The organism is Vibrio phycocola (assembly GCF_054404255.1).
Genome location: NZ_JBTAMQ010000007.1, coordinates 156,557 through 175,782 on the forward strand (window position 1 = coordinate 156,557; position 19,226 = coordinate 175,782).

General features: G+C 41.6%; 20 protein-coding genes. 15 read left to right on the forward strand and 5 right to left on the reverse strand.

Annotated elements, in window-relative coordinates; translation table 11 throughout:
* Positions 1–49: 49 nt before the first annotated feature.
* The 7 genes from ACXJY6_RS11025 (at position 50) to ACXJY6_RS11055 (ending at position 8,185) form a co-directional block, all read left to right on the forward strand.
* Positions 50–1,066, forward strand: a complete 1,017-nt coding sequence (locus ACXJY6_RS11025; protein ID WP_458768358.1) for a helix-turn-helix domain-containing protein — start codon at positions 50–52, stop codon at positions 1,064–1,066.
* A gap of 122 nt (positions 1,067–1,188) precedes the next feature.
* On the forward strand, positions 1,189–1,887 hold the full coding sequence (locus tag ACXJY6_RS11030; protein ID WP_458768359.1) for a UTRA domain-containing protein: 699 nt from the start codon (positions 1,189–1,191) through the stop codon (positions 1,885–1,887).
* Positions 1,888–1,976: 89 nt separating this feature from the next.
* The gene (locus ACXJY6_RS11035; protein WP_458768360.1) at positions 1,977–2,498 is read left to right on the forward strand and encodes an NUDIX hydrolase; all 522 of its coding nucleotides are present in this window, start codon (positions 1,977–1,979) and stop codon (positions 2,496–2,498) included.
* Between the two features lie 128 nt (positions 2,499–2,626).
* Positions 2,627–4,444 carry an extracellular solute-binding protein gene (locus tag ACXJY6_RS11040; protein WP_458768361.1) on the forward strand — a complete coding sequence of 606 codons (1,818 nt, stop codon included), beginning with the start codon at positions 2,627–2,629 and terminating at the stop codon, positions 4,442–4,444.
* Between the two features lie 13 nt (positions 4,445–4,457).
* Entirely contained in the window at positions 4,458–5,546 is a 1,089-nt protein-coding gene (locus ACXJY6_RS11045; protein ID WP_456050294.1) for a microcin C ABC transporter permease YejB, read from the forward strand.
* Positions 5,547–6,593 (forward strand): ABC transporter permease, encoded by a 1,047-nt coding sequence (locus ACXJY6_RS11050; RefSeq protein ID WP_458768362.1) that lies wholly within the window; start codon positions 5,547–5,549, stop codon positions 6,591–6,593.
* Entirely contained in the window at positions 6,593–8,185 is a 1,593-nt protein-coding gene (locus tag ACXJY6_RS11055) for an ABC transporter ATP-binding protein (protein ID WP_456050296.1), read from the forward strand. The genes ACXJY6_RS11050 and ACXJY6_RS11055 overlap by 1 nt, the downstream gene beginning before the upstream one ends.
* 50 nt (positions 8,186–8,235) lie before the next feature.
* On the opposite strand, the gene ACXJY6_RS11060 is transcribed toward ACXJY6_RS11055, so the two are convergent.
* On the reverse strand, positions 8,236–8,817 hold the full coding sequence (locus ACXJY6_RS11060) for a TetR/AcrR family transcriptional regulator (protein WP_456050297.1): 582 nt from the start codon (positions 8,815–8,817) through the stop codon (positions 8,236–8,238).
* A gap of 299 nt (positions 8,818–9,116) precedes the next feature.
* Between ACXJY6_RS11060 and ACXJY6_RS11065 the strand changes: the two genes are divergently transcribed.
* The 7 genes from ACXJY6_RS11065 (at position 9,117) to ACXJY6_RS11095 (ending at position 14,749) form a co-directional block, all read left to right on the forward strand.
* Positions 9,117–9,557 (forward strand): RNA-binding S4 domain-containing protein, encoded by a 441-nt coding sequence (locus tag ACXJY6_RS11065; protein WP_458768363.1) that lies wholly within the window; start codon positions 9,117–9,119, stop codon positions 9,555–9,557.
* Positions 9,558–9,678: 121 nt separating this feature from the next.
* Complete coding sequence (locus tag ACXJY6_RS11070) at positions 9,679–10,653, forward strand: response regulator (protein ID WP_458768364.1); 975 nt, start codon at positions 9,679–9,681, stop codon at positions 10,651–10,653.
* A complete protein-coding gene (locus ACXJY6_RS11075) occupies positions 10,650–11,621 on the forward strand; it encodes a GGDEF domain-containing protein (protein ID WP_456050300.1) in 972 nt (323 codons plus the stop codon). The genes ACXJY6_RS11070 and ACXJY6_RS11075 overlap by 4 nt, the downstream gene beginning before the upstream one ends.
* Positions 11,622–11,752: 131 nt before the next feature.
* Positions 11,753–12,109 (forward strand): DUF805 domain-containing protein, encoded by a 357-nt coding sequence (locus ACXJY6_RS11080; protein ID WP_456050301.1) that lies wholly within the window; start codon positions 11,753–11,755, stop codon positions 12,107–12,109.
* A 32-nt stretch (positions 12,110–12,141) separates the two neighbouring features.
* Complete coding sequence (locus ACXJY6_RS11085; protein WP_456050302.1) at positions 12,142–12,966, forward strand: DUF4197 domain-containing protein; 825 nt, start codon at positions 12,142–12,144, stop codon at positions 12,964–12,966.
* A 320-nt stretch (positions 12,967–13,286) separates the two neighbouring features.
* Positions 13,287–14,114, forward strand: coding sequence for an AraC family transcriptional regulator (locus ACXJY6_RS11090; RefSeq protein WP_458768365.1), 828 nt, complete (start codon positions 13,287–13,289; stop codon positions 14,112–14,114).
* Between the two features lie 14 nt (positions 14,115–14,128).
* Complete coding sequence (locus ACXJY6_RS11095; RefSeq protein ID WP_458768366.1) at positions 14,129–14,749, forward strand: LysE family translocator; 621 nt, start codon at positions 14,129–14,131, stop codon at positions 14,747–14,749.
* Here the strand turns inward: ACXJY6_RS11095 and ACXJY6_RS11100 are convergent.
* The gene (locus tag ACXJY6_RS11100; protein WP_458768367.1) at positions 14,746–15,762 is read right to left on the reverse strand and encodes an SDR family oxidoreductase; all 1,017 of its coding nucleotides are present in this window, start codon (positions 15,760–15,762) and stop codon (positions 14,746–14,748) included. The genes ACXJY6_RS11095 and ACXJY6_RS11100 overlap by 4 nt on opposite strands.
* A gap of 72 nt (positions 15,763–15,834) precedes the next feature.
* Between ACXJY6_RS11100 and ACXJY6_RS11105 the strand changes: the two genes are divergently transcribed.
* Positions 15,835–16,485 carry a TetR/AcrR family transcriptional regulator gene (locus ACXJY6_RS11105; RefSeq protein ID WP_456050306.1) on the forward strand — a complete coding sequence of 217 codons (651 nt, stop codon included), beginning with the start codon at positions 15,835–15,837 and terminating at the stop codon, positions 16,483–16,485.
* A 184-nt stretch (positions 16,486–16,669) separates the two neighbouring features.
* Here the strand turns inward: ACXJY6_RS11105 and ACXJY6_RS11110 are convergent, their stop codons facing one another.
* From ACXJY6_RS11110 to gnd, 3 genes are all read right to left on the reverse strand, one after another.
* Positions 16,670–16,924: an EF-hand domain-containing protein gene (locus tag ACXJY6_RS11110; RefSeq protein ID WP_456050307.1), complete on the reverse strand. Its 255-nt coding sequence runs from the start codon at positions 16,922–16,924 to the stop codon at positions 16,670–16,672.
* A gap of 508 nt (positions 16,925–17,432) precedes the next feature.
* Positions 17,433–17,618: a hypothetical protein gene (locus ACXJY6_RS11115; RefSeq protein ID WP_458768368.1), complete on the reverse strand. Its 186-nt coding sequence runs from the start codon at positions 17,616–17,618 to the stop codon at positions 17,433–17,435.
* A 153-nt stretch (positions 17,619–17,771) separates the two neighbouring features.
* Positions 17,772–19,220 (reverse strand): decarboxylating NADP(+)-dependent phosphogluconate dehydrogenase, encoded by a 1,449-nt coding sequence (gnd, locus tag ACXJY6_RS11120; RefSeq protein WP_458768369.1) that lies wholly within the window; start codon positions 19,218–19,220, stop codon positions 17,772–17,774.
* Between the last annotated feature and the right edge of the window lie 6 nt (positions 19,221–19,226).

Genomic DNA, 19,226 nt, shown 5'->3' on the forward strand with positions numbered 1-19,226 from the left:
ATTTTGTTGATGCGTCATGTTAATGCACGGCGTAAGGTAAGGAGTTAAAATGAGTTTTCCCCAAGTGCATTATGAAGAAAGTTCATTTGCGCCAAAGCGGTGCAAGTCGTATGCGTTCGATGTCAATCAACAGGCAGAAAGTCTGGTTAAGTGGGAGCAACGTTACGATCAACATGGCCAAGGAACATTTACAGGTTATCTTGATGAACTTTCGATGGGGGGAATACACCTCTTCGAAGAATATACCAATCAGACATTATTGCAGCAGTGCTGCGTTAATGAACAAAGCATATGGTTGGGTTTTTCATTGCAGAAGCAACGTCCTAAAATTAATGGTACTCAGATTAATGAAGGGCAGTTGATGATTCGTCCATCGGGTGTTGAATTCGAACTCATCACTCCCCAAGATTTTCATATTTTTGGCTTGGTATTGGATAGCGAAGTAATACAAAAAGAGCTGATTGGCTTGGATGCTGATTTATGGAGTGATCGCATTTCAAAAGTAATGGTCAGCGAATCGAACCCTAGAGTCAGTTTTGAGTTGGCGAAAATCATTCGAATGATGCTCAATAATCTAGATAGCATGCCATTGTCGTCTAATGAAAATATACAGCAAGCGAGAATTGAACGATTAACACCTATGGTGAGTTCTGCTATTGCTGATTTACTGGTTGAAACCGAATCTGGATTACGCGAGGTTCATTCATCTGCACCAACTCGGCGCAGAGTGTTGCAGCGAATTTACAACCATATTGATCAAACCGGAAATTATCCGCTAACCATTACCGAGTTATGCAATATCGCATTTGTAAGTCGAAGAACACTTCAATACTGTTTTGAACATGAGCTAGGGGTGTCACCGATTCAATACCTTCGCGATCGTCGACTAAATGAAATTCGTCGAATCCTGCTTAAAGATACACACCATCACAAAGTCATTTCCGACTTAGCGATAGAGTTCGGCTTTTATCACATCAGTACTTTTAACCAGCATTATAAGCAATTATTTGGCGAGACCCCTACTCAAACACGAGAGCGATCTCGAGTCTATCTTCATTGTCGTTAGGCTGTTTAGTGCTAATTCTTATTATCCGAAAACAAAGGTTCAATGCTATAGTAAGAGGCTAAGCACCCTGTTGGGCACGAGATTTAAACGCTGATTGGTTTGGTGAGAGTAAGGACTATTTTGTGCAGTATATAAAAATTAACCAAGTCATTGCGGAGCAAATTGAGCAAGGAATGTTGGAGTCTGGACAAAAGCTGCCATCTGAGCGTAAATTGGCGGAGTCTTTTGATACTACTCGAGTGACTTTGAGAGAAGCTCTCTCGTTACTTGAAGCGGACGGGTTGATTTATCGAGAAGATCGTAGAGGTTGGTTTATCTCTCACCCACGGCTGCGTGTGAACTTAAATTCAAAGCAGAGCTTTGTTACGTTAGCAAACGATCAACAACGCCAGCCACGAGCCGAAACCGTTGAGCAAAAAAGCTTAATGGCGAACAAATTAGCCACTCAGTTGCTGCAATTGGCTCCATTCAGTGAAGTACTTCAGTTAGATCAACTATTTTATCTCGAGCAACGTCCGGTCTGTTATTCAACTTGTTATATTAACCGCGAGCATTTTAGCGATCTTTTTCAACATTCGCTGGAGCATGGGATACTTGAATGCTGTGAGCAACACTATGGTGTCGAGGTGGTTAACATTCACCATGAGATCACAACTTGCGCTTTGTTGGGAGATATCTGTCAACAACTTCATGCAACGCCAGGTACGCCAGCTTTGGTGATTACACGGCGATTTTATAACTCTCAAGATCAGGTGTTGTTTGCAGAGGTCGCGTACTGGCGTCATAACACGCTTCAGCTCGAGGCGACAAATAGATTTTGATTACACTTCAATCACTTGCTAGAAGGACGCTGGCATGGGATTGTGTTAGCATTGAAACATTGCCACCTTGCTAAACACGCCAGAGACTAATGAGACATTTAAGAACAACAATTCATCCTGATATACCTTCTTTAGATAATCTAACCACTATAACTCGCCATGCAACCCGTGCGATCGTTATTGACCAGGCGAATATCCTACTGCTTTATACTGAGCGGTATGATGACTATACCTTACCGGGTGGTGGGCTTAACGAAGGCGAAGATCCGATTGAAGGGATGATTCGTGAGCTGCAAGAAGAAACCGGTGCGATGAATATATCGATGGTCGAGGACTTTGGTATTTATGAAGAATTTCGTCCTTGGGCTCGTGATAATGCTGAAGTGATGCATATGATTTCTCACTGTTACACCTGCAAAATTGATCGTGAACTTGGACAAACTCAATTAGAAGATCACGAAGTACGAAATGGTATGAGGCCAGTGTGGCTCGATATCCATCAAGCAATTAAACACAATGAAGAGACGATGGCGCACAGTGCAAAAAAGGGAATGAGTATTGAGCGCGAGACGTTTCTCTTACGTAAAATCGCCCAAGAACATGATTTATAAGTATTCTCAGCATAGATTCCATTATGGAACTAACATTATAGTTTGATGGTCTGTAGAAGAGTGTTCGCTTTACAATCGTTAGTCAGGGAGCTCTGACTAGGGACATAAGTTCATTACAAGGATTTAAGATGGGAAAACAACGTCTATTTTTATTGGGTCTACTGTTAGGTTCCGTGCATACAACTGCGCTGGCTGATGTCATTGAAACCACGAGCTTAGTGGGTTTTGGTTCAGCTAAATACCCAGCGGATTTTAAGCATTTTGACTATGTTAATCCAGAGGCTCCTAAATTTGGCGATGTGACTTATGGGCAAGTTGGGACTTACGATAATTTCAATCGTTACGCTTCTCGCGGTGTCGCCGCAGCAGGGTCTGGCGAACTTTATGATACCTTGATGTTCTCTCCTAATGATGAAATTGACTCATACTATCCGCTCATTAGCGAAAAAGTGCGATACTCCGACGATTACTCTTGGCTGGAAATCTCAATTAATCCAAAAGCGCGTTTTCATGATGGTGAGCCAATTACCGCTCACGATGTCGTGTTTACCTTCGACAAATTTATGACCGAAGGTGTGGCACAATATCGTGTCTACTACAAAGAGATTAAATCGGTTACCGCGCTTGATGATTTGACTGTGCGAATTGAGATGGAAACACCTAATAGAGAAAAACTGTTTAGCTTCGCAGAAACAACTCGAGTATTACCGGAACACTATTGGAAAGACAAAAATTTATCTGAACCGTTAACCGAACCGCCGGTCGGAAGCGGCCCCTACAAAATTGTCTCTTATAAACCGGGCCAAAGTGTCACCTTGGAACTTGACGACAACTACTGGGCAAAAGACTTCCCGGTTAACGTTGGTCGAAATAATTTTAAAACAGTTCAATATGATTATTATCGTGATGACACGGTGATGCTTGAAGCGTTTAAAGCTGGCGAGTTTGACTTACGTCGAGAATCTTCCGCAAAGTTTTGGGCCAATTCTTATACTGGTGCGAATTTTGATGCTGGCTACATAAAAAAAGAAGAAATTGCTCATCAAAACCCTGCGCCTACACAAGGGTTTGTATTCAACACCGAACGCAGTGTGTTTAGTGATCCTAAAGTCCGAGAAGCACTGAACTACGCAATGGACTTTGAGTGGATGAATAAGAATATGTTCTATAACCAATATTCTCGAACGCGCAGTTATTTTCAGAATACCGAATTTGAGGCTCAAGGTTTACCGACACAGAGTGAGCAAGAAATCTTAGAGCCGTTCAAAGATCAAATCCCATCACGTGTTTACACTGAATCGTATCAACCTACTGTAACCGATGGTTCAGGTCGAATTCGCAAACAACTAAGAACAGCTTTTGCATTGCTAAAAGAAGCCGGTTGGGAAGTCAAAGATAAAGTGATGACCAACATTGAAACCGGTGAACCGTTAACGTTTGAGTTAATGATATATAGCCCAACCACAGAACGCCTTGCTACGCCCCTGCAGAAAAACTTGAAGTTGCTTGGTGTTGATATGAAGATCCGCTCCATCGATGTGACGCAATACACTAAACGTCTACGTGACCGTGATTTCGATATGGTGTCGTCGTCCTTTGGTGCGAATCCTTATCCTAGCCCAAATCTACTGATTCAGTGGCATTCAAGTTATATCGATTCGACGTACAACACGGCAGGCGTGAAAAGCCCAGTGGTTGATGCGTTAACCGAACAGATTGCGAAAAGCCAAGAAGACACCGAAAAACTCACGGCATTAGGTCATGCATTGGATAGAGTGCTGACGTGGAATTTCTACATTATTCCGCAGTGGTACATTAGTCAGTACCGTGTTGCGACGTGGGATAAGTTTGAACGCCCAGATGTGATGCCAAAATACGATTTAGGTATTGATACGTGGTGGGTATCGCAAGAGAAAGCGGCAAAACTGCCTGAAAAACGTCGTTAACCGAGAGTAAGCTATGGCAGCGTATATATTCCGTCGTCTATTGTTGGTCATTCCTACTTTGTGGGCGATTATCACGATTAACTTTTTTATTATTCAGATTGCACCAGGCGGCCCCGTAGAACAGGCGATCGCCAATTTAGAAGGGCATTCCTCGGGAATTATGGAACGCTTTTCAGGTGGTGGCTCTGAAGTTGAACTCGCTGCTCTTGATAAAGGTGGCAGTTCTGGCTACAAGGGGTCACGCGGACTAGACCCTGAAGTTGTCGAAGACATAAAACGTCAGTTTGGGTTCGATAAACCGATTCTAGAACGCTATCTGGATATGCTTAAAAATTACATTACCTTTAACTTTGGAGAGAGCTTATTCAAAGGCGGTAACGTGATTGATTTAATCAAGGAACGTCTTCCTGTTTCTATCTCCCTAGGGTTGTGGAGTACCCTGATTATCTACCTTATTTCCATTCCTCTTGGGATTGTTAAGGCGATTCATCATGGTTCGCGTTTTGACGTGTGGTCAAGCGCATTGGTGATTGTGGGTTATGCGATCCCCGGTTTTCTGTTTGCTATTATTTTGATTATTTTATTTGCCAGTGGAAACTATTTTAGCTGGTTCCCATTGCGTGGACTGGTGTCGGATAACTTTGCGTCGTTGACTTGGTATCAACAGATCATTGATTACTTTTGGCATTTGGCGTTGCCGATTTTTGCCATGGTCATCGGTGGGTTTGCCACGTTAAGTATGCTCACGAAAAACTCGTTCCTCGACGAAATCAATAAGCAGTACGTGGTAACGGCTCGAGCCAAAGGCTTAGACGAAGGCAGTATCTTATATAAGCACGTATTTCGTAACGCGATGTTGATCATTATTGCAGGCTTTCCGAGCGCGTTTATCAGTATTTTCTTTACAGGTTCGATGTTGATTGAAGTGATGTTCTCTCTGAATGGCATTGGTTTGCTTGGCTTTGAATCGACAATTCAACGTGACTATCCGGTCGTGTTTAGCTCCTTGTACATTATGACGCTTTTGGGGCTTATTCTGAGTATTATTTCCGATTTAACCTATACGTGGGTTGATCCGCGCATTGATTTTGAGGCTCGCTAGATGTTGTTTAGTGTCGAAACGATGAAACCGATAAATGCCGCTCGCTGGCTACGTTTTAAGGCGAACCGTCGCGGTTTTTGGTCTCTCTGGATTTTTTCATTATTGTTCTTTTTCAGTTTATTTGCCGAATTTATCGCCAATGATAAGCCTTTACTTGTCTCTTATGAATCGCAGTGGTACTACCCAGTATTTTACGAATATCCAGAGACGCAATTTGGTGGTGAGTTTCCAACAGAAGCCGATTACACCGATCCCTATGTTACTGATTTAATTGAGGAGAATGGCTATATTATTTGGCCAATGATTCGGTTTAGTTATGACACCATAAATTATGATATTCAAGGTGGAAGCGTGCCTTCTGCTCCTGATGACACCAACTGGTTAGGGACCGATGATAAAGGGCGAGATGTCTTTGCAAGGATTATCTACGGTTTTAGAATTTCGGTGCTTTTTGGTTTTGTGTTAACCATCATATCATCGGCTATCGGTGGCGTTGTTGGTGCAACACAAGGTTACTATGGCGGTTGGATTGATTTAGCAGGGCAGCGATTCATTGAAGTTTGGTCTGGTATGCCAACGTTATTTCTTCTTATTATTCTCTCGAGTTTTATTGAGCCCAACTTTTGGTGGCTGTTAGGTATTATGGTGCTGTTTAGTTGGATGGGGCTGGTTGGCGTGGTTCGCGCCGAATTCTTACGCTGTCGAAATTTCGACTATGTCAAAGCGGCTCAGGCCATGGGTGTTTCCGATAGACGTATTATGCTGCGCCATATGCTGCCTAATGCCATGGTAGCGTCGTTAACCATGATGCCGTTTATTCTTTCAGGTTCGGTTACCACCTTAACGTCACTCGACTTTCTTGGCTTCGGTTTACCCGTTGGTTCTCCTTCTCTTGGAGAGCTGCTAGCGCAAGGCAAAGCTAACTTGCAAGCACCTTGGCTCGGTATTTCCGCGTTTGTTGTGTTGTCATTAATGTTAACGCTATTGGTTTTTGTCGGCGAAGCAGTACGTGATGCATTTGATCCGCATCAACAGGGGAGAGGCTAATGAGTACACCAGTATTAAATATTAGCGATCTTTCTATTGGCTTTGGACGAAAAGGGAGTGTCGAGGAAGTCACTCATAAGGTGTCGTTGTCGGTGGATAAGGGAGAAACGTTAGCGTTAGTGGGTGAAAGTGGTTCTGGGAAATCGGTAACCGCAAATGCCGTGTTGAAGTTACTTGAGAAAGGATCAGCGCACTATCTTAATGGTTCGATAAACTTTAATGGTACGAATACGTTAACCTGCTCTGAACGAGAGCTTCGAGGCATTCGAGGTGGGAGAATTGGCATGATTTTCCAAGAACCAATGGTATCGCTGAACCCACTGCATAAAATAGGACGCCAGCTGGTTGAAACTGCTGAAATTCACCGTGGTTTAAGAAAAACCAAAGCACAAGCGCTTGCGATTAGTTGGCTCGACAAGGTGGGAATTCGCCAACCGGAACAAAAAATCGAAGCCTATCCCCATGAACTATCCGGTGGAGAACGGCAGCGTGTGATGATCGCCATGGCGCTAATCAATGAACCGGAGCTATTGATTGCCGATGAGCCAACCACTGCATTGGATGTTTCCGTTCAGGCGCAAATTTTAGATTTGTTAAAAGCCCTTCAGCAAGAGCTGGGGATGGCGATGTTATTTATTACCCATGATCTAAGTATTGTTCGCCGCATCGCTGACAGAGTGGCGGTGATGCAAGATGGCAATCTGGTGGAAATCGCCGACTGTAAAACTTTGTTCGATACGCCCCAGCACTCCTATACTCGTAAACTCATTGATTCGGATCCGAGAGGGCGACCTGTAACCATAAATGCACAAACAGAATCATTGGTTAAAGTGGATGACTTAAAAGTATGGTTTCCTATTAAAGGTGGTCTATTTAAGAAAACAGTCGGCCACATCAAAGCCGTGACTGATATGGCGTTTGACTTAAGATCAGGACACTCGATTGGTTTAGTGGGAGAGAGTGGTTCAGGAAAATCTACCACGGGAATGGCTCTGTTAAAGTTAGTTAACTCTCAAGGTTCGATTCAATATCAAGGAACCGAACTTCAAGGTTTAGATCGCCGAGCCATGCTGCCATTTCGTAGTCGCATGCAAGTTGTGTTTCAAGACCCTTTTTCGGCACTTAACCCTCGAATGTCAGTTGCGCAAGTGATTGGAGAAGGAATGCGGGTTCACACTGAACTGAGTGACGATGACATTGATCGGCGGATTTGCGAAGTTATGCGAGAAGTTGATCTTGACCCCGAAACGCGTCACCGCTATCCCAATGAGTTTTCAGGAGGGCAGCGCCAGAGAATTGCGATTGCCAGAGCGTTAGTGCTGCAACCCGAGTTTATCTTACTCGATGAACCAACGTCCTCTCTCGATCGAACGGTTCAAGCTCAAGTTCTTGATTTACTTAAAGAGTTGCAGAAAAAGTATGGGTTGACTTATCTGTTTATTAGCCACGATCTTAACGTTGTAAAATCACTTTGTCATTTTACGATAGTGATGAAACAAGGTGTGATTATTGAGCAAGGTGAAACCCAACAACTGTTTTCTTCGCCACAGCAAGAGTACACGCAGCAACTCGTGGCATTGTCGACGTTTTAACAAGCGCAATCAGTGAGAGAGTGAAATGTGGGTCTCTCTCACTGATATTTCTATTTAGATGATTTTATCAACTCAATAAATGCATTGTTTGAAGCTTCTACATCTTGGTAGCGCTCAGCTTTTGTCATAACGCGGATGCCTTGCATTTGCACCAATATTGCTTTGGCGATTGCTCTCGGCTCTACCTTATCCGTGATTAAGTTCTCTTCTTGAGCACGTTTTATCGCCGAATATGCCGCTTCTTCGATGGACGCTAATATGTGGTCACAGGTTTTGCGAATATCTTCACTTTCATTAATGTTATCAAACAAACCATTGAGAATATAATACCCAAAGCTAGAGCTCGATTGACGCTCAGTAAAGTTGTTTAGAAAGAACTCTACCTCAGGCCAAGAGGCGGAGTCGCTACACAATTCTCTATATGCAGGCCAAGAGATCTTTTTAAAATAGTAAATTAGTGATTCAAAATAAAGTGTTTGTTTATCACCATAACTATCATAAAGAATAAATCGATTTATTTGTAACTTCGCGACTAAATCAGCGACAGAGGTATTTTCAAATCCTTTTTCCCAAAAAACTTCCATTGCAAGTTTTAGTTTTTCTTCCCTGTTAAAACTGCGGGCTCTTGCCATTTTTCCTTTTCACTCACATATAGTTATTAAGTAGGTATCTCATAAACGATACATTGTATTCTAAGTTAGCACGTCTATAAAGTCTTCTAAATAGTAAAGCAGTAAACCATATCGCCAATTGATGAGAATGCCCCGTTTAATAGTTAGAAGATTTTCCATTTGAAAAGTACGTGATAATGGGTGCATACAAGTTGCTATTATACGCGATAACATTGGAAATAACGTGACTCACCCATTCAAAATCGCTACCCTCAAATCTATATTTTAGTTGCGTTATATGACAGACAGTAGGAATGAGAATGAGTTCAGATCAACAAGAAATTGAAGTAGAAGCCATTGGTATTGAGGTCGATTCGCAACCCATTGAACTGTATAAAGTCTTAAAAATAGCGAATGCCGTTAGTGGCGGTGGAGAAGCTAAATATGCAATTTCAGAAGGATATGTAGCCGTTAATGGTGAATTAGAAATCCGTAAGCGTCGAAAATTATTCGATGGTGATTTGATAGAATTTAACCAAGAGTACTATTTGGTGATTTGTGATCAGCCCGTCGATAATACACCTAAGGAAAAGGTGCCAAGTGCCCCGCGAAAGAGCGCTCCAGTAAAAAATAGTAAGAAAGCAAAAAAGGCGTCGGCTTCAAAAAGTGACACGACGAATAAAAAAAGAAACCCTAAAGAGCAGGTAACGATTGAAGCCGCGACAGACGGTGGTCGATCGCGACTTCGGTTTGGTGAATAGCCTTAATCATTGATAAGTGTATATAGATAACTTGCTAAAATGAATATAGTTTTTTTGCAAACGCTAGATATTCAGCTAAACTAAAATTATTTTGAACTCTACTTAAAATGGCGTACTAAACATGCATGTAGTGATATGTGATGATTCTGCTCTTGCTCGAAAATCGTTACATCGTACGATCAGTGCTGTATTCGAATTTGATGTCGTTTTTTGTGAAAACGGTCAGCAAGCGTTAGATCATCTCGCAGCACACCCTGTTGATATCCTTTTTCTCGACCTTACTATGCCTATCGTTGATGGCTTTGGCGTACTCCAAGCGCTACCTGTTAACGATTATCCGACTCAAGTTATCGTTGTTTCAGGCGATGTTCAGCAAGAAGCGAAAAATCGTTGTTTGACATTAGGTGCAATCGATTTCATTGAAAAACCGTTTAATCGCGATATTGTATTTGATTTATTGTCGCAAATTGGTGTTACGAAAAAGGGTGAGAAGGTCGCATCTGATGTGGTCACAGCAGATGAAGACGCCATAGATCCTCAAGTTAAGTTCAAAGAATTGATTAACGTCGCTCTTGGTCTTGCTGCGGCTATTGTTTCGGATAAAATCGGAATATTTATCGAGCTTCCTATCCCGACTGTCGGCGTTTTGGAGACGAGCGAACTCAATATGGCGATTACCGATGCCCTCCAACGAGAGAACCTACATGGTGTTGCTCAGCGCTTCGTAGGCTCAGGCTTTCACGGTGAAGCACTTGTCTGCATGCGAGGTGAAGGGATTGATGGTATTGGCCGTTCTTTAGGGTTCTCTCCTGAACAAAGTAGTTTGAACGAAATTGTTTTAAACCTCTCAAACCTTTTGATTTCTACATTTCTTAATTCTCTATCAGATCAAATGGGAATCGACTTATCGCTACGCCAACCTGTCACGTTAAAAAATTCATATAGCGAAAGGTGTGTTGTTAAAGAGAGTAATGAAGCAGCGTTTGCTGTGGAGTTTACGTATTATGCTGAGAATACCGATTTTGAATGTGAAGTACTTCTTTTCTTTGATCAACAGTCTGTAGGTGCGATTAACTCTGTGATGGATACACTATGAAGCAAGGTGAATTAACGGTTGGAATGAGCGAATTCCATTGGGCTATGCAAGTCATGGACACGATCGATGTCGGACTTGTTGTTGTGGATCGTGAATACAATGTGTGCCTTTGGAACAGCTTTATGCAGGGTTATAGTGGTGTGCGTGCTGATAAGATCATGTCGAATAACCTGTTTTCTGTGATCGACGGTCTCCCGGAACAGTGGCTGAAATCCCAAATAGATAGCTGTGCTGAGTTGGGGAGCCGCAGCTTTTCAAATTGGGAAGACCGACCATTTATTTTCGAGTTTGTGAATTATTCTCCGATCTCAAATGGTATGGATGTGATGTACCAAAATTTGGTACTGACGCCATTGAAATCGTTAAATGGTGAAATTTCTCATGTTTGCCTAATGATCCAAGATGTTTCTGATATTGCGAAGAATAAGATAACACTACGTGAATCCAATGCGCATTTATCTGAAATCAGCCAACAAGATGGGTTAACCGGGTTATTTAACCGCTCATATTGGGAATCTCGATTTGCGGAAGAATATCAACGATCATCCATTACTGATCAGTGCTGTAGTGTGGTAGTTCTGGATATTGACCACTTTAAGAAAGTCAATGATAATTATGGTCATGCCGCAGGTGATGAAGTCATTCGTCAGACTGCCAAAGCGTTACTATTGACGGCCCGACGTACTGACGTATGTGGTCGATATGGTGGCGAAGAGTTCGTCGCACTGTTGCCTGATACAACCGCGGACCAAGCGAAGTATTTTGCTGAGCGAATGAGAAAGCGAATTGAAGCCTTAATCGTTAAAACTGAGACAGGAGATATTAGTTTTACAATAAGTCTTGGTATTGCTCAGCTGAATAGTGATATTCTTAGCCACCTTGAATGGTTCGAGTGTGCTGACAAAGCTTTGTATTTCTCTAAAGAGCATGGTCGAAATCAATCAAGTACTTATCAAGAGGGCGTTTAATCCTTTGGTTTAACTTAGCTTTTATATTTGTGTGATACGTATACTCATTAAAGTATAGACATGGCCGATTTATCGTTTCGTCAAACGCCGTGCCTCGATCACATCAAATAAATCGAATTACGGGAATTAATATGAGTTGGTATCTGTTGGTATTGAGTAAATACGCGGTATTCTCTGGTCGAGCAAGACGCCAAGAATATTGGATGTTCTTTCTCTTTAATCTGATATTCACAATCGCATTGGGTTTTGTTGACCGAATGTTTGGAACCGACGTCCTGAGTTTTGTCTACGGTGTATTTATCTTTATTCCTAATTTAGCTGTGTTAGTTCGTCGTTTACATGATACTGGGCGTTCAGGTTGGTGGGCTCTGTTATTATTGGTTCCCCTAATTGGTATATTGGTACTATTTATCTTTGCTATTCTTGATGGCCATACAAACGAAAATGAATATGGGCAAAACCCTAAACACATTGCTCCTCGTTATTAATTGTTTATCAGTTTTATTTATAGGAAGTTATTATGAAAAAAGTCGCTATTGTCTCTTCACTACTTTTATGTTCAACCTTTAGTCATGGGTTTGATTTGAAGAGCGTTGCTGAAAGTGTTGTGAGTAAAGTGTCAGAATCATCAGACAGCACGTCAGAGAGTAGTGCGACTGATTCATCATCGTCATCAGATCTTAGTAATTCAACGGTTTCCAGTGCGGTTAAAGAAGCGCTAACCCTCGGCGTTGATTATGCAGTAACCAGCTTAGGTGCTGATGATGGTTATTTAAATAATGATCTGGTGAAAATTGCGTTACCTGAAAACTTACAGTCAGTTGAGTCTTTGATTCGCAAAGCCGGTGGTGATGAAATTGCTGATAATTTGATCAACTCAATGAACAGCGCAGCTACCAAAGCCGCGCCTGAAACCGCGTCTATTTTTGTCGATGCAATCAATAATATGAGCCTTGATGACGCAAAAGCGATTCTCAATGGTGGTGATAATGCGGCAACAGAATACTTCTCGGCGAATACTACCGATTCGTTGACATCGTTAGTATCTCCAATTATTCAAGAAACAATGGAAGAGAATAAAGTTGCTGAATACTATGACACTTTCAATGATTACTATAAAGAATACGGTAGTGAATTGGTTGAGAGTGCGAATGTCTCTAGCTTAGCTAAGTCACTAGGTGTAGACAGTTATATTCCTTCATCAAGCGATCAAAATTTAGATGAATATGTAACCGAGCAGGCGATTGATGGTTTGTTTACAATGATTGCTGAAAAAGAAGCATCGATTCGTCAAGATCCAATTGCTCAAACGACTTCACTATTACAAAGTGTTTTTGGTGATTAGTTTCAGGTTTTTTTGTCACTAGGTGTTAAGCGATATTGCTTAGATGCACTAGCTTAGACGTATTTATATTGCAATTTAAGAGCACTTATCTCATATGAAGGTAAGTGCTTTTTTAATGACTATTTAATGGATAATCGATGATGACGTTCTTGATAGGTGTGGTCTATATCGAAGTTATCGCCTTTTGTTTCAGCGTTTGGTAGAACTGAAATTAAATAACTCAATTCAGCAATTTTGTTCAAGTTTTCTTATCTGTTCCTCATTATAATTATTTTATGGTAATCAACTGAACCGATTTATCTTGGAAAAGGAGAGGAGCGATGACGTCAAAGAATCAATTTCAGTTTGCTGCAAGTCGTCACCTCGCTGGAGTTACGGTCTTAGAAGCGAGCATGAGTGACTTTTCTTATGAGAAGCACGCTCATGAAGAGTATTCGCTAGGTGTTACGCTTCAGGGAAGACAAGATTTCTTCGCTCAACGAGCTTTTCATAAGAGTTCGCCCGGTAAGGTGATTATCTTTAATCCTGAAGATGTACACGATGGACACTCAGGAGGTGATGCGAATTTACACTATCAAATGTTGTATTTTCGTCCAGAAGAGATGCTGTGCCAATTTCGCGCACTCGGTGTGTCGAGTTCACATCCATTAAGAGTAAAAGGGTCAGTCTTTGATGACCCATTGTTAAAGCATCAGATTTTGAATCTTTCGAATCTAATCAGTACTGAACAAACGTCAAAATTAGAGGAAGAAGCGAGTATATTTCAAATTGCCCAGTCATTAGTCAGGCTTAATGGCAGTCTATCAGCTCCGATATTGGAGAGACGTAAAGATAAATTATTATTGAGAGCGAAGGAATATATTGCTGCTAATTTGAATAACGATATTAGCATTGATGATATTGCTAATGTTGCAAGCATGTCGAAGTTTCATTTTATACGTCTATTTCGATCCCAATTTGGTATCACACCTCATCAATATGTTCTTAATTGCCGAATTAACTTAGCCAAGAAAGCGCTCGATTCTGGTTTGTCTTCAGTCGAAGTCGCACAACTGTGTGGGTTTGCAGATAGCAGTCACTTAAATCGGCGATTTAAAAGCTATTTCGGTATGACACCCAAACAGTATCAACTGCAACTTACCCAATAAAAAAGAGCCTTTTTATGTTAGCCATATTCGCTTACGCATTTAGCGTAATGTACAGTCCTGGGCCAATGAATTTACTTGGCCTTCATCTCGGTTTTCAAGGTAGAGCAAAAGCCAATATTGGATTTTACGCCGGTATTAGTACTGCAATGCTGATCTTATTTATTTCGATTGCATTTCTTGGGTCTCAGATTATTAGCAAGTCATTACTTCCATACATCAGTATTATTGGGTGCAGTTATATGTTGGTGATCGCTTGGAAAATATCGCAAGCCAAAGTGAATATGAAGGATCAGAAAGTAGAGCAGGGTGATCTCACATTTCGAGATGGCTTGGTGATGCATATTCTTAACCCTAAGGCATTTATTGCCACGCTACCCATCGCGACCATTCAGTTTCCTGCAATGGGCATCGTTGGCCCTCAGATTATCCTATGGTCTATCGTCCTTTCGGTATTCTCATTTGGGGCCCCAGCAGGTTACGCGTTGGTCGGTTCTATACTAGGGAAACGAGTCCAACGTCAGCAGTACTTTGCTTATTTCAACGCGCTGATGTCGATTCTACTCGTATACGCCGCAACCACGATTGCTTATCAACATGCTTATTTGCCTTTGTTTGTTGATAGTAATCTTTTTTAGATTGCACCATGTTTAATGAGGCTTTGAGCCGTGGCCAGAATAGATTCACGCTCGGCTCTTGGCTGCCAGTTAAGTTTTTCTCTCGTTTTCGTATTGTCGACGTTATGTTTGTAGTTGAGATCTTCAACGACGGTTTTCAAGGCTGGATCAAAATAGGAAACCAGTCGAGCAACAGTGTTAGGTAATGCGTATTTTGGAATCTTATAATTTGGGTATTCAGAACGTAGCACCTCGGCAATATCACTCATCCACATGAAATCACCGGTTGCGAGGAAGCGCTCACCATTGGCAGCGTCTGAAGTCATTGCGAGGATATGAGCTTCTGCGACATCTCGAACATCTGAGATAGTAAACCCAAGTTTAGGGATCGCTGGGAGTGACTTATCCATTAGCTTTATGATGACTTCTGCAGACGTTCCGTAGTCAGACTCAAGAACAGGTCCTAGTATGATTCCTGGTAGCACCGTTGTTAGTTCTAGCCCTGATTGATTTGCGTAATCCCAAGCGGCGCGCTCAGCGAGTGTCTTGGATTTATAATAAGGGGTAACTCGTTTATTGTCTGGGTTGCTCCAACTCAGCTCGGTTTGAATATCTTGATCCTCACCATACAGCACCGTTGCGACAGAAGAGGTTAATACGACACGTTGAATTTGGTGCTTGTTTGCGGCTTTCAGCACTCGTAAAGTCCCATCAACCGCAGGCGTAATTAGCTCGTTTTCATCTTTGGGGACATAAGATAAAAATGGCGATGCACTGTGAATGACATAGTCGGCTCCTACCATTGCTGAGTCCCATCCATCATCCACCATCAAGTCACATTCAAAAAAACTCAGTGTTGCGTCAGAATTCGCAACATGACTATGAATAATTTTCTTTATGTCAGCTGAACGGTCAAGTGAACGCAGTGTTCCTCGTACATTAAATCCACGATTGAGTAACTGAATTGCGATATGGCTGCCGAGAAAACCGGTAATCCCCGTAACGACAACTGTTTTTGAGTTATTCGAGTTCATAAATCATTTCCTTTTAGGTGACACAAATTACGTTTTTTGTCAGAAATGTTATACTGACAAAAAGTGTAATTTATGTCAAGATGTTATTTTTACACCTCTAACCGTGACACATGGCATGTGTTACTTAACCTAAGGGTTACCAATATGTTAGCCGACGATAGAAAATTTCAGATCATTGAAGCTGCCATTGATGTCTTTGGCACTTATGGCTATAAAAAAACGTCAATGAAAGACATCGCTGATGCGCTCGATATCTCTCGACCAGCGCTCTACCAATACTATAAAAACAAAGAATCAATTTTTCTTGCTTTGGTCGATCATATGTTGGAATTAGGAGAACAAGCGGCTATTCGTGGGTTTGGCCGCTCAGATGATCATTTTGATTGTTTGCTCCATGGTGTTCAGGAAATGGAGAGAGTTATATTTTCTCCAATTTTTAGCAAACCAAATGGTAAAGAGCTGTTTCTTTTATCGAAGAAAATGGCACCTAACTTGATGGAAGAGTTTGAAGAAAGATTTTTGGCTCATATTGTTTTGAACCTTGAAAAAGCTCAAGAAGAGCAATTGATTAACTTTAGGGCACTTGATATCGGTTCACGAGAAGTCGCTCAACTTTTATTACTCGGTATCGACGGAATTAAGAGAGCGAGTCACTCACAAGACGAATTGGATCGTCAAACAGAATTATACATAACAATATTTTGGCGAGGGCTAAGATGTTAGGTGTTGAGTATATCACTCTGCAGCATTCACTAATTCGGAAGGTGGCGAATTTAAAACATGTCATACAGAACAAGAATGAATCATCTTCTAGAGTTGAGATGAAAAAAACAGTGAGACCATAACAGTCTCACTGTTTTACCCAGATGATAGGGGGATATCACCTGAATTCTTTGTATCTATGGGGTTAGTCCTTTGGAGGCGCTGGAAGTTCATTTTTAGATAACACGCCATCACCATTTTCATCAAAGTGGTCAAATTCGTCTACCAATGGTCCCTGAACTTCGTCTTTAGATAGTACCCCATCTCCGTTTGCGTCAAGTTGATCAAAAGATGGTGGTGGACCAGGGTGACCTTTTTGTTGGTCAGCAGCAAAGCTAGGTGCAGAGATTAAGAGAGATGTTGCACATAGTAGGCTTAGTAGGGATATGTTTCTTTTCATTATATTTATACCTTTTTGTTTATAGTGATTAAGCGAGTTATTGGTGTTGCTGTGTGTTCGAAATCGGCGATCAATAAACTGTATATACAGCTTACTTATTATATTTATTGCCCATTCCTTAAACAGAGAGGTCTCGTAGTGAATCGACAGTGTATGGCCCGTTTGGTCAAATATAGATATGGTCATCTACTTTCTAAGTGCGTACGCTAACTATTGTGATGTGTTTTTTCTTTTCGTTAGAGCTCAATCAGCGCGCTGATAACCATCAATGAGTACTCTACGGTCATATCTAAGAACATCAGAGTTTACAATGTGTGGTGATGTAAAATATTGAGCCTTGTTAATGTTTTCTCGTTAATGTTATAGACAGAAAAATACTTCTGATTGGAGTTGCACGGGAGTGAAGGATTGGCTTATTGTTTACGCTAGAGCGCGTAGAATGGTTGGACACTCGATTAAAAATGCCACATTTAATATGTGGCATTTTGATAAGGCTTAAATACTAAAATTAAGCGCACTTTTTATAAGCTGGCTCTGCGACTTCTGACTTTGGACATTCACGCAAAATAACTTGTGCTTCAGCAACAAGACGTCGGCGTTTCAGTTCTTCATCAGATATGGTCGTAGCATTGCTTAGTGGCGCTTGAGCAGTATCTAATTCGCTCGGAACAAACACATAATATTTGTTGAACATAATTATCTCTCCACTAAATGCAGTAAGTTTGAATCATAAATTGTTGATTCAAAAGGAAAATGAGATATTGACTATTCTAACATCTCATTTTCGCTGTAATTATAATACAAATATTGAGTAAATCTCGCTCAAAAGTGAGAACAAAGCGAATTGTTAAACATCATAAGTGGTTGACGCTGTGTCACCACCAGTTCCAGTCCAATTAGTATGGAAAAACTCACCGCGCGGTTTATCTGTGCGCTCATAGGTGTGAGCACCAAAGTAATCACGCTGAGCTTGCAGCAAGTTAGCAGGTAGTCGAGCAGTCGTATATCCATCAAGGAACGAAAGGGCAGATGTCGTACACGGCATTGGAATTCCAACTTCTAAGGATTTCGCTGCCACTTTACGCCATGCACTTAGGCAATTTTCTAAAATAGCTTTGAAGTAAGGGTCTGAACCTAAGAATGCTATTTCTGGGTCAGTATCAAATGCGTCACGAATGTTGCCCAAAAATGCTGAACGAATAATACAGCCTCCGCGCCACATTAACGCCACATTACCGTAGTTGAGATCCCAGCCGTTTTCATTTGATGCTTCACGCATCAGCATAAAACCTTGTGCGTAGGAAATGATCTTCGAAGCCAGAAGAGCTTGACGAAGCGCATCCACCCACTCTTGTTTGTCGCCTGCTACCGTTTCTACTTTTTTACCGAACAGTGCTTCTGCTGCAACACGTTGTTCTTTTAGTGAAGATAGGCAGCGAGAGAAGACTGATTCTGAGATCAAAGTTAGAGGAATACCAAGATCAAGTGCGTTGATACCGGTCCATTTTCCAGTCCCTTTTTGACCGGCCGTATCGAGAATCTTGTCAACGAGAGGAGCACCATCTTCATCTTTGTATTTAAGGATATCAGCAGTGATTTCGACAAGGTAGCTATCAAGCTCGGTCGTGTTCCAATCAGCAAAAACAGCCTGCATTTCATCTGCAGACATTTTAAGGCCATCTTGCATAAACTGATACGCTTCGCAGATAAGCTGCATATCACCGTATTCGATACCGTTGTGAACCATCTTCACGAAGTGGCCTGCACCATCGTTACCAACCCAATCACAACAAGGTTCGCCTTTATCTGTTTTCGCGGAAATACCTTGAAGAATCGGCTTAACTGTTTCCCAAGCTTCAGGAGACCCACCTGGCATAATTGAAGGTCCAAAACGCGCTCCTTCTTCACCACCTGAAACACCTGTTCCAATGAAGTTGATGCCTTTTTCTCGTAAATAGGCCACACGGCGGTTAGTATCTGGATAATTCGTATTACCACCATCAATGATAATGTCACCCTTATCGAGAAGTGGAATTAGCTGCTCAATAAAGTTATCAACGACCTCTCCAGCACGAACCATTAGCATCACTTTGCGTGGAGAAGCTAGCTTATCGACCATTTCTTGTAGCGAGTAAGCACCGACGATGTTTGTATCTTTTGCTGGACCTTCTAGAAATTGGTCAACTTTAGCCGCTGTACGGTTGTGAGCCACGACTTTAAAACCATGGTCATTCATATTTAGGATAAGGTTTTGACCCATAACCGCGAGTCCAACTACACCAATATCACCTTTCATTATTTC

Coding starts and splice junctions, on each gene's coding strand:
- ACXJY6_RS11025 (WP_458768358.1), top strand. CDS start 50: ATGAGTTTTCCCCAAGTGCATTATGAAGAAAGTTCATTTGCGCCAAAG.
- ACXJY6_RS11035 (WP_458768360.1), top strand. CDS start 1,977: ATGAGACATTTAAGAACAACAATTCATCCTGATATACCTTCTTTAGAT.
- ACXJY6_RS11040 (WP_458768361.1), top strand. CDS start 2,627: ATGGGAAAACAACGTCTATTTTTATTGGGTCTACTGTTAGGTTCCGTG.
- ACXJY6_RS11045 (WP_456050294.1), top strand. CDS start 4,458: ATGGCAGCGTATATATTCCGTCGTCTATTGTTGGTCATTCCTACTTTG.
- ACXJY6_RS11050 (WP_458768362.1), top strand. CDS start 5,547: ATGTTGTTTAGTGTCGAAACGATGAAACCGATAAATGCCGCTCGCTGG.
- ACXJY6_RS11055 (WP_456050296.1), top strand. CDS start 6,593: ATGAGTACACCAGTATTAAATATTAGCGATCTTTCTATTGGCTTTGGA.
- ACXJY6_RS11060 (WP_456050297.1), bottom strand. CDS start 8,817: ATGGCAAGAGCCCGCAGTTTTAACAGGGAAGAAAAACTAAAACTTGCA.
- ACXJY6_RS11065 (WP_458768363.1), top strand. CDS start 9,117: ATGAGTTCAGATCAACAAGAAATTGAAGTAGAAGCCATTGGTATTGAG.
- ACXJY6_RS11070 (WP_458768364.1), top strand. CDS start 9,679: ATGCATGTAGTGATATGTGATGATTCTGCTCTTGCTCGAAAATCGTTA.
- ACXJY6_RS11075 (WP_456050300.1), top strand. CDS start 10,650: ATGAAGCAAGGTGAATTAACGGTTGGAATGAGCGAATTCCATTGGGCT.
- ACXJY6_RS11080 (WP_456050301.1), top strand. CDS start 11,753: ATGAGTTGGTATCTGTTGGTATTGAGTAAATACGCGGTATTCTCTGGT.
- ACXJY6_RS11085 (WP_456050302.1), top strand. CDS start 12,142: ATGAAAAAAGTCGCTATTGTCTCTTCACTACTTTTATGTTCAACCTTT.
- ACXJY6_RS11090 (WP_458768365.1), top strand. CDS start 13,287: ATGACGTCAAAGAATCAATTTCAGTTTGCTGCAAGTCGTCACCTCGCT.
- ACXJY6_RS11095 (WP_458768366.1), top strand. CDS start 14,129: ATGTTAGCCATATTCGCTTACGCATTTAGCGTAATGTACAGTCCTGGG.
- ACXJY6_RS11100 (WP_458768367.1), bottom strand. CDS start 15,762: ATGAACTCGAATAACTCAAAAACAGTTGTCGTTACGGGGATTACCGGT.
- ACXJY6_RS11105 (WP_456050306.1), top strand. CDS start 15,835: ATGTCAAGATGTTATTTTTACACCTCTAACCGTGACACATGGCATGTG.
- ACXJY6_RS11110 (WP_456050307.1), bottom strand. CDS start 16,924: ATGAAAAGAAACATATCCCTACTAAGCCTACTATGTGCAACATCTCTC.
- ACXJY6_RS11115 (WP_458768368.1), bottom strand. CDS start 17,618: ATGTTCAACAAATATTATGTGTTTGTTCCGAGCGAATTAGATACTGCT.
- gnd (WP_458768369.1), bottom strand. CDS start 19,220: ATGAAAGGTGATATTGGTGTAGTTGGACTCGCGGTTATGGGTCAAAAC.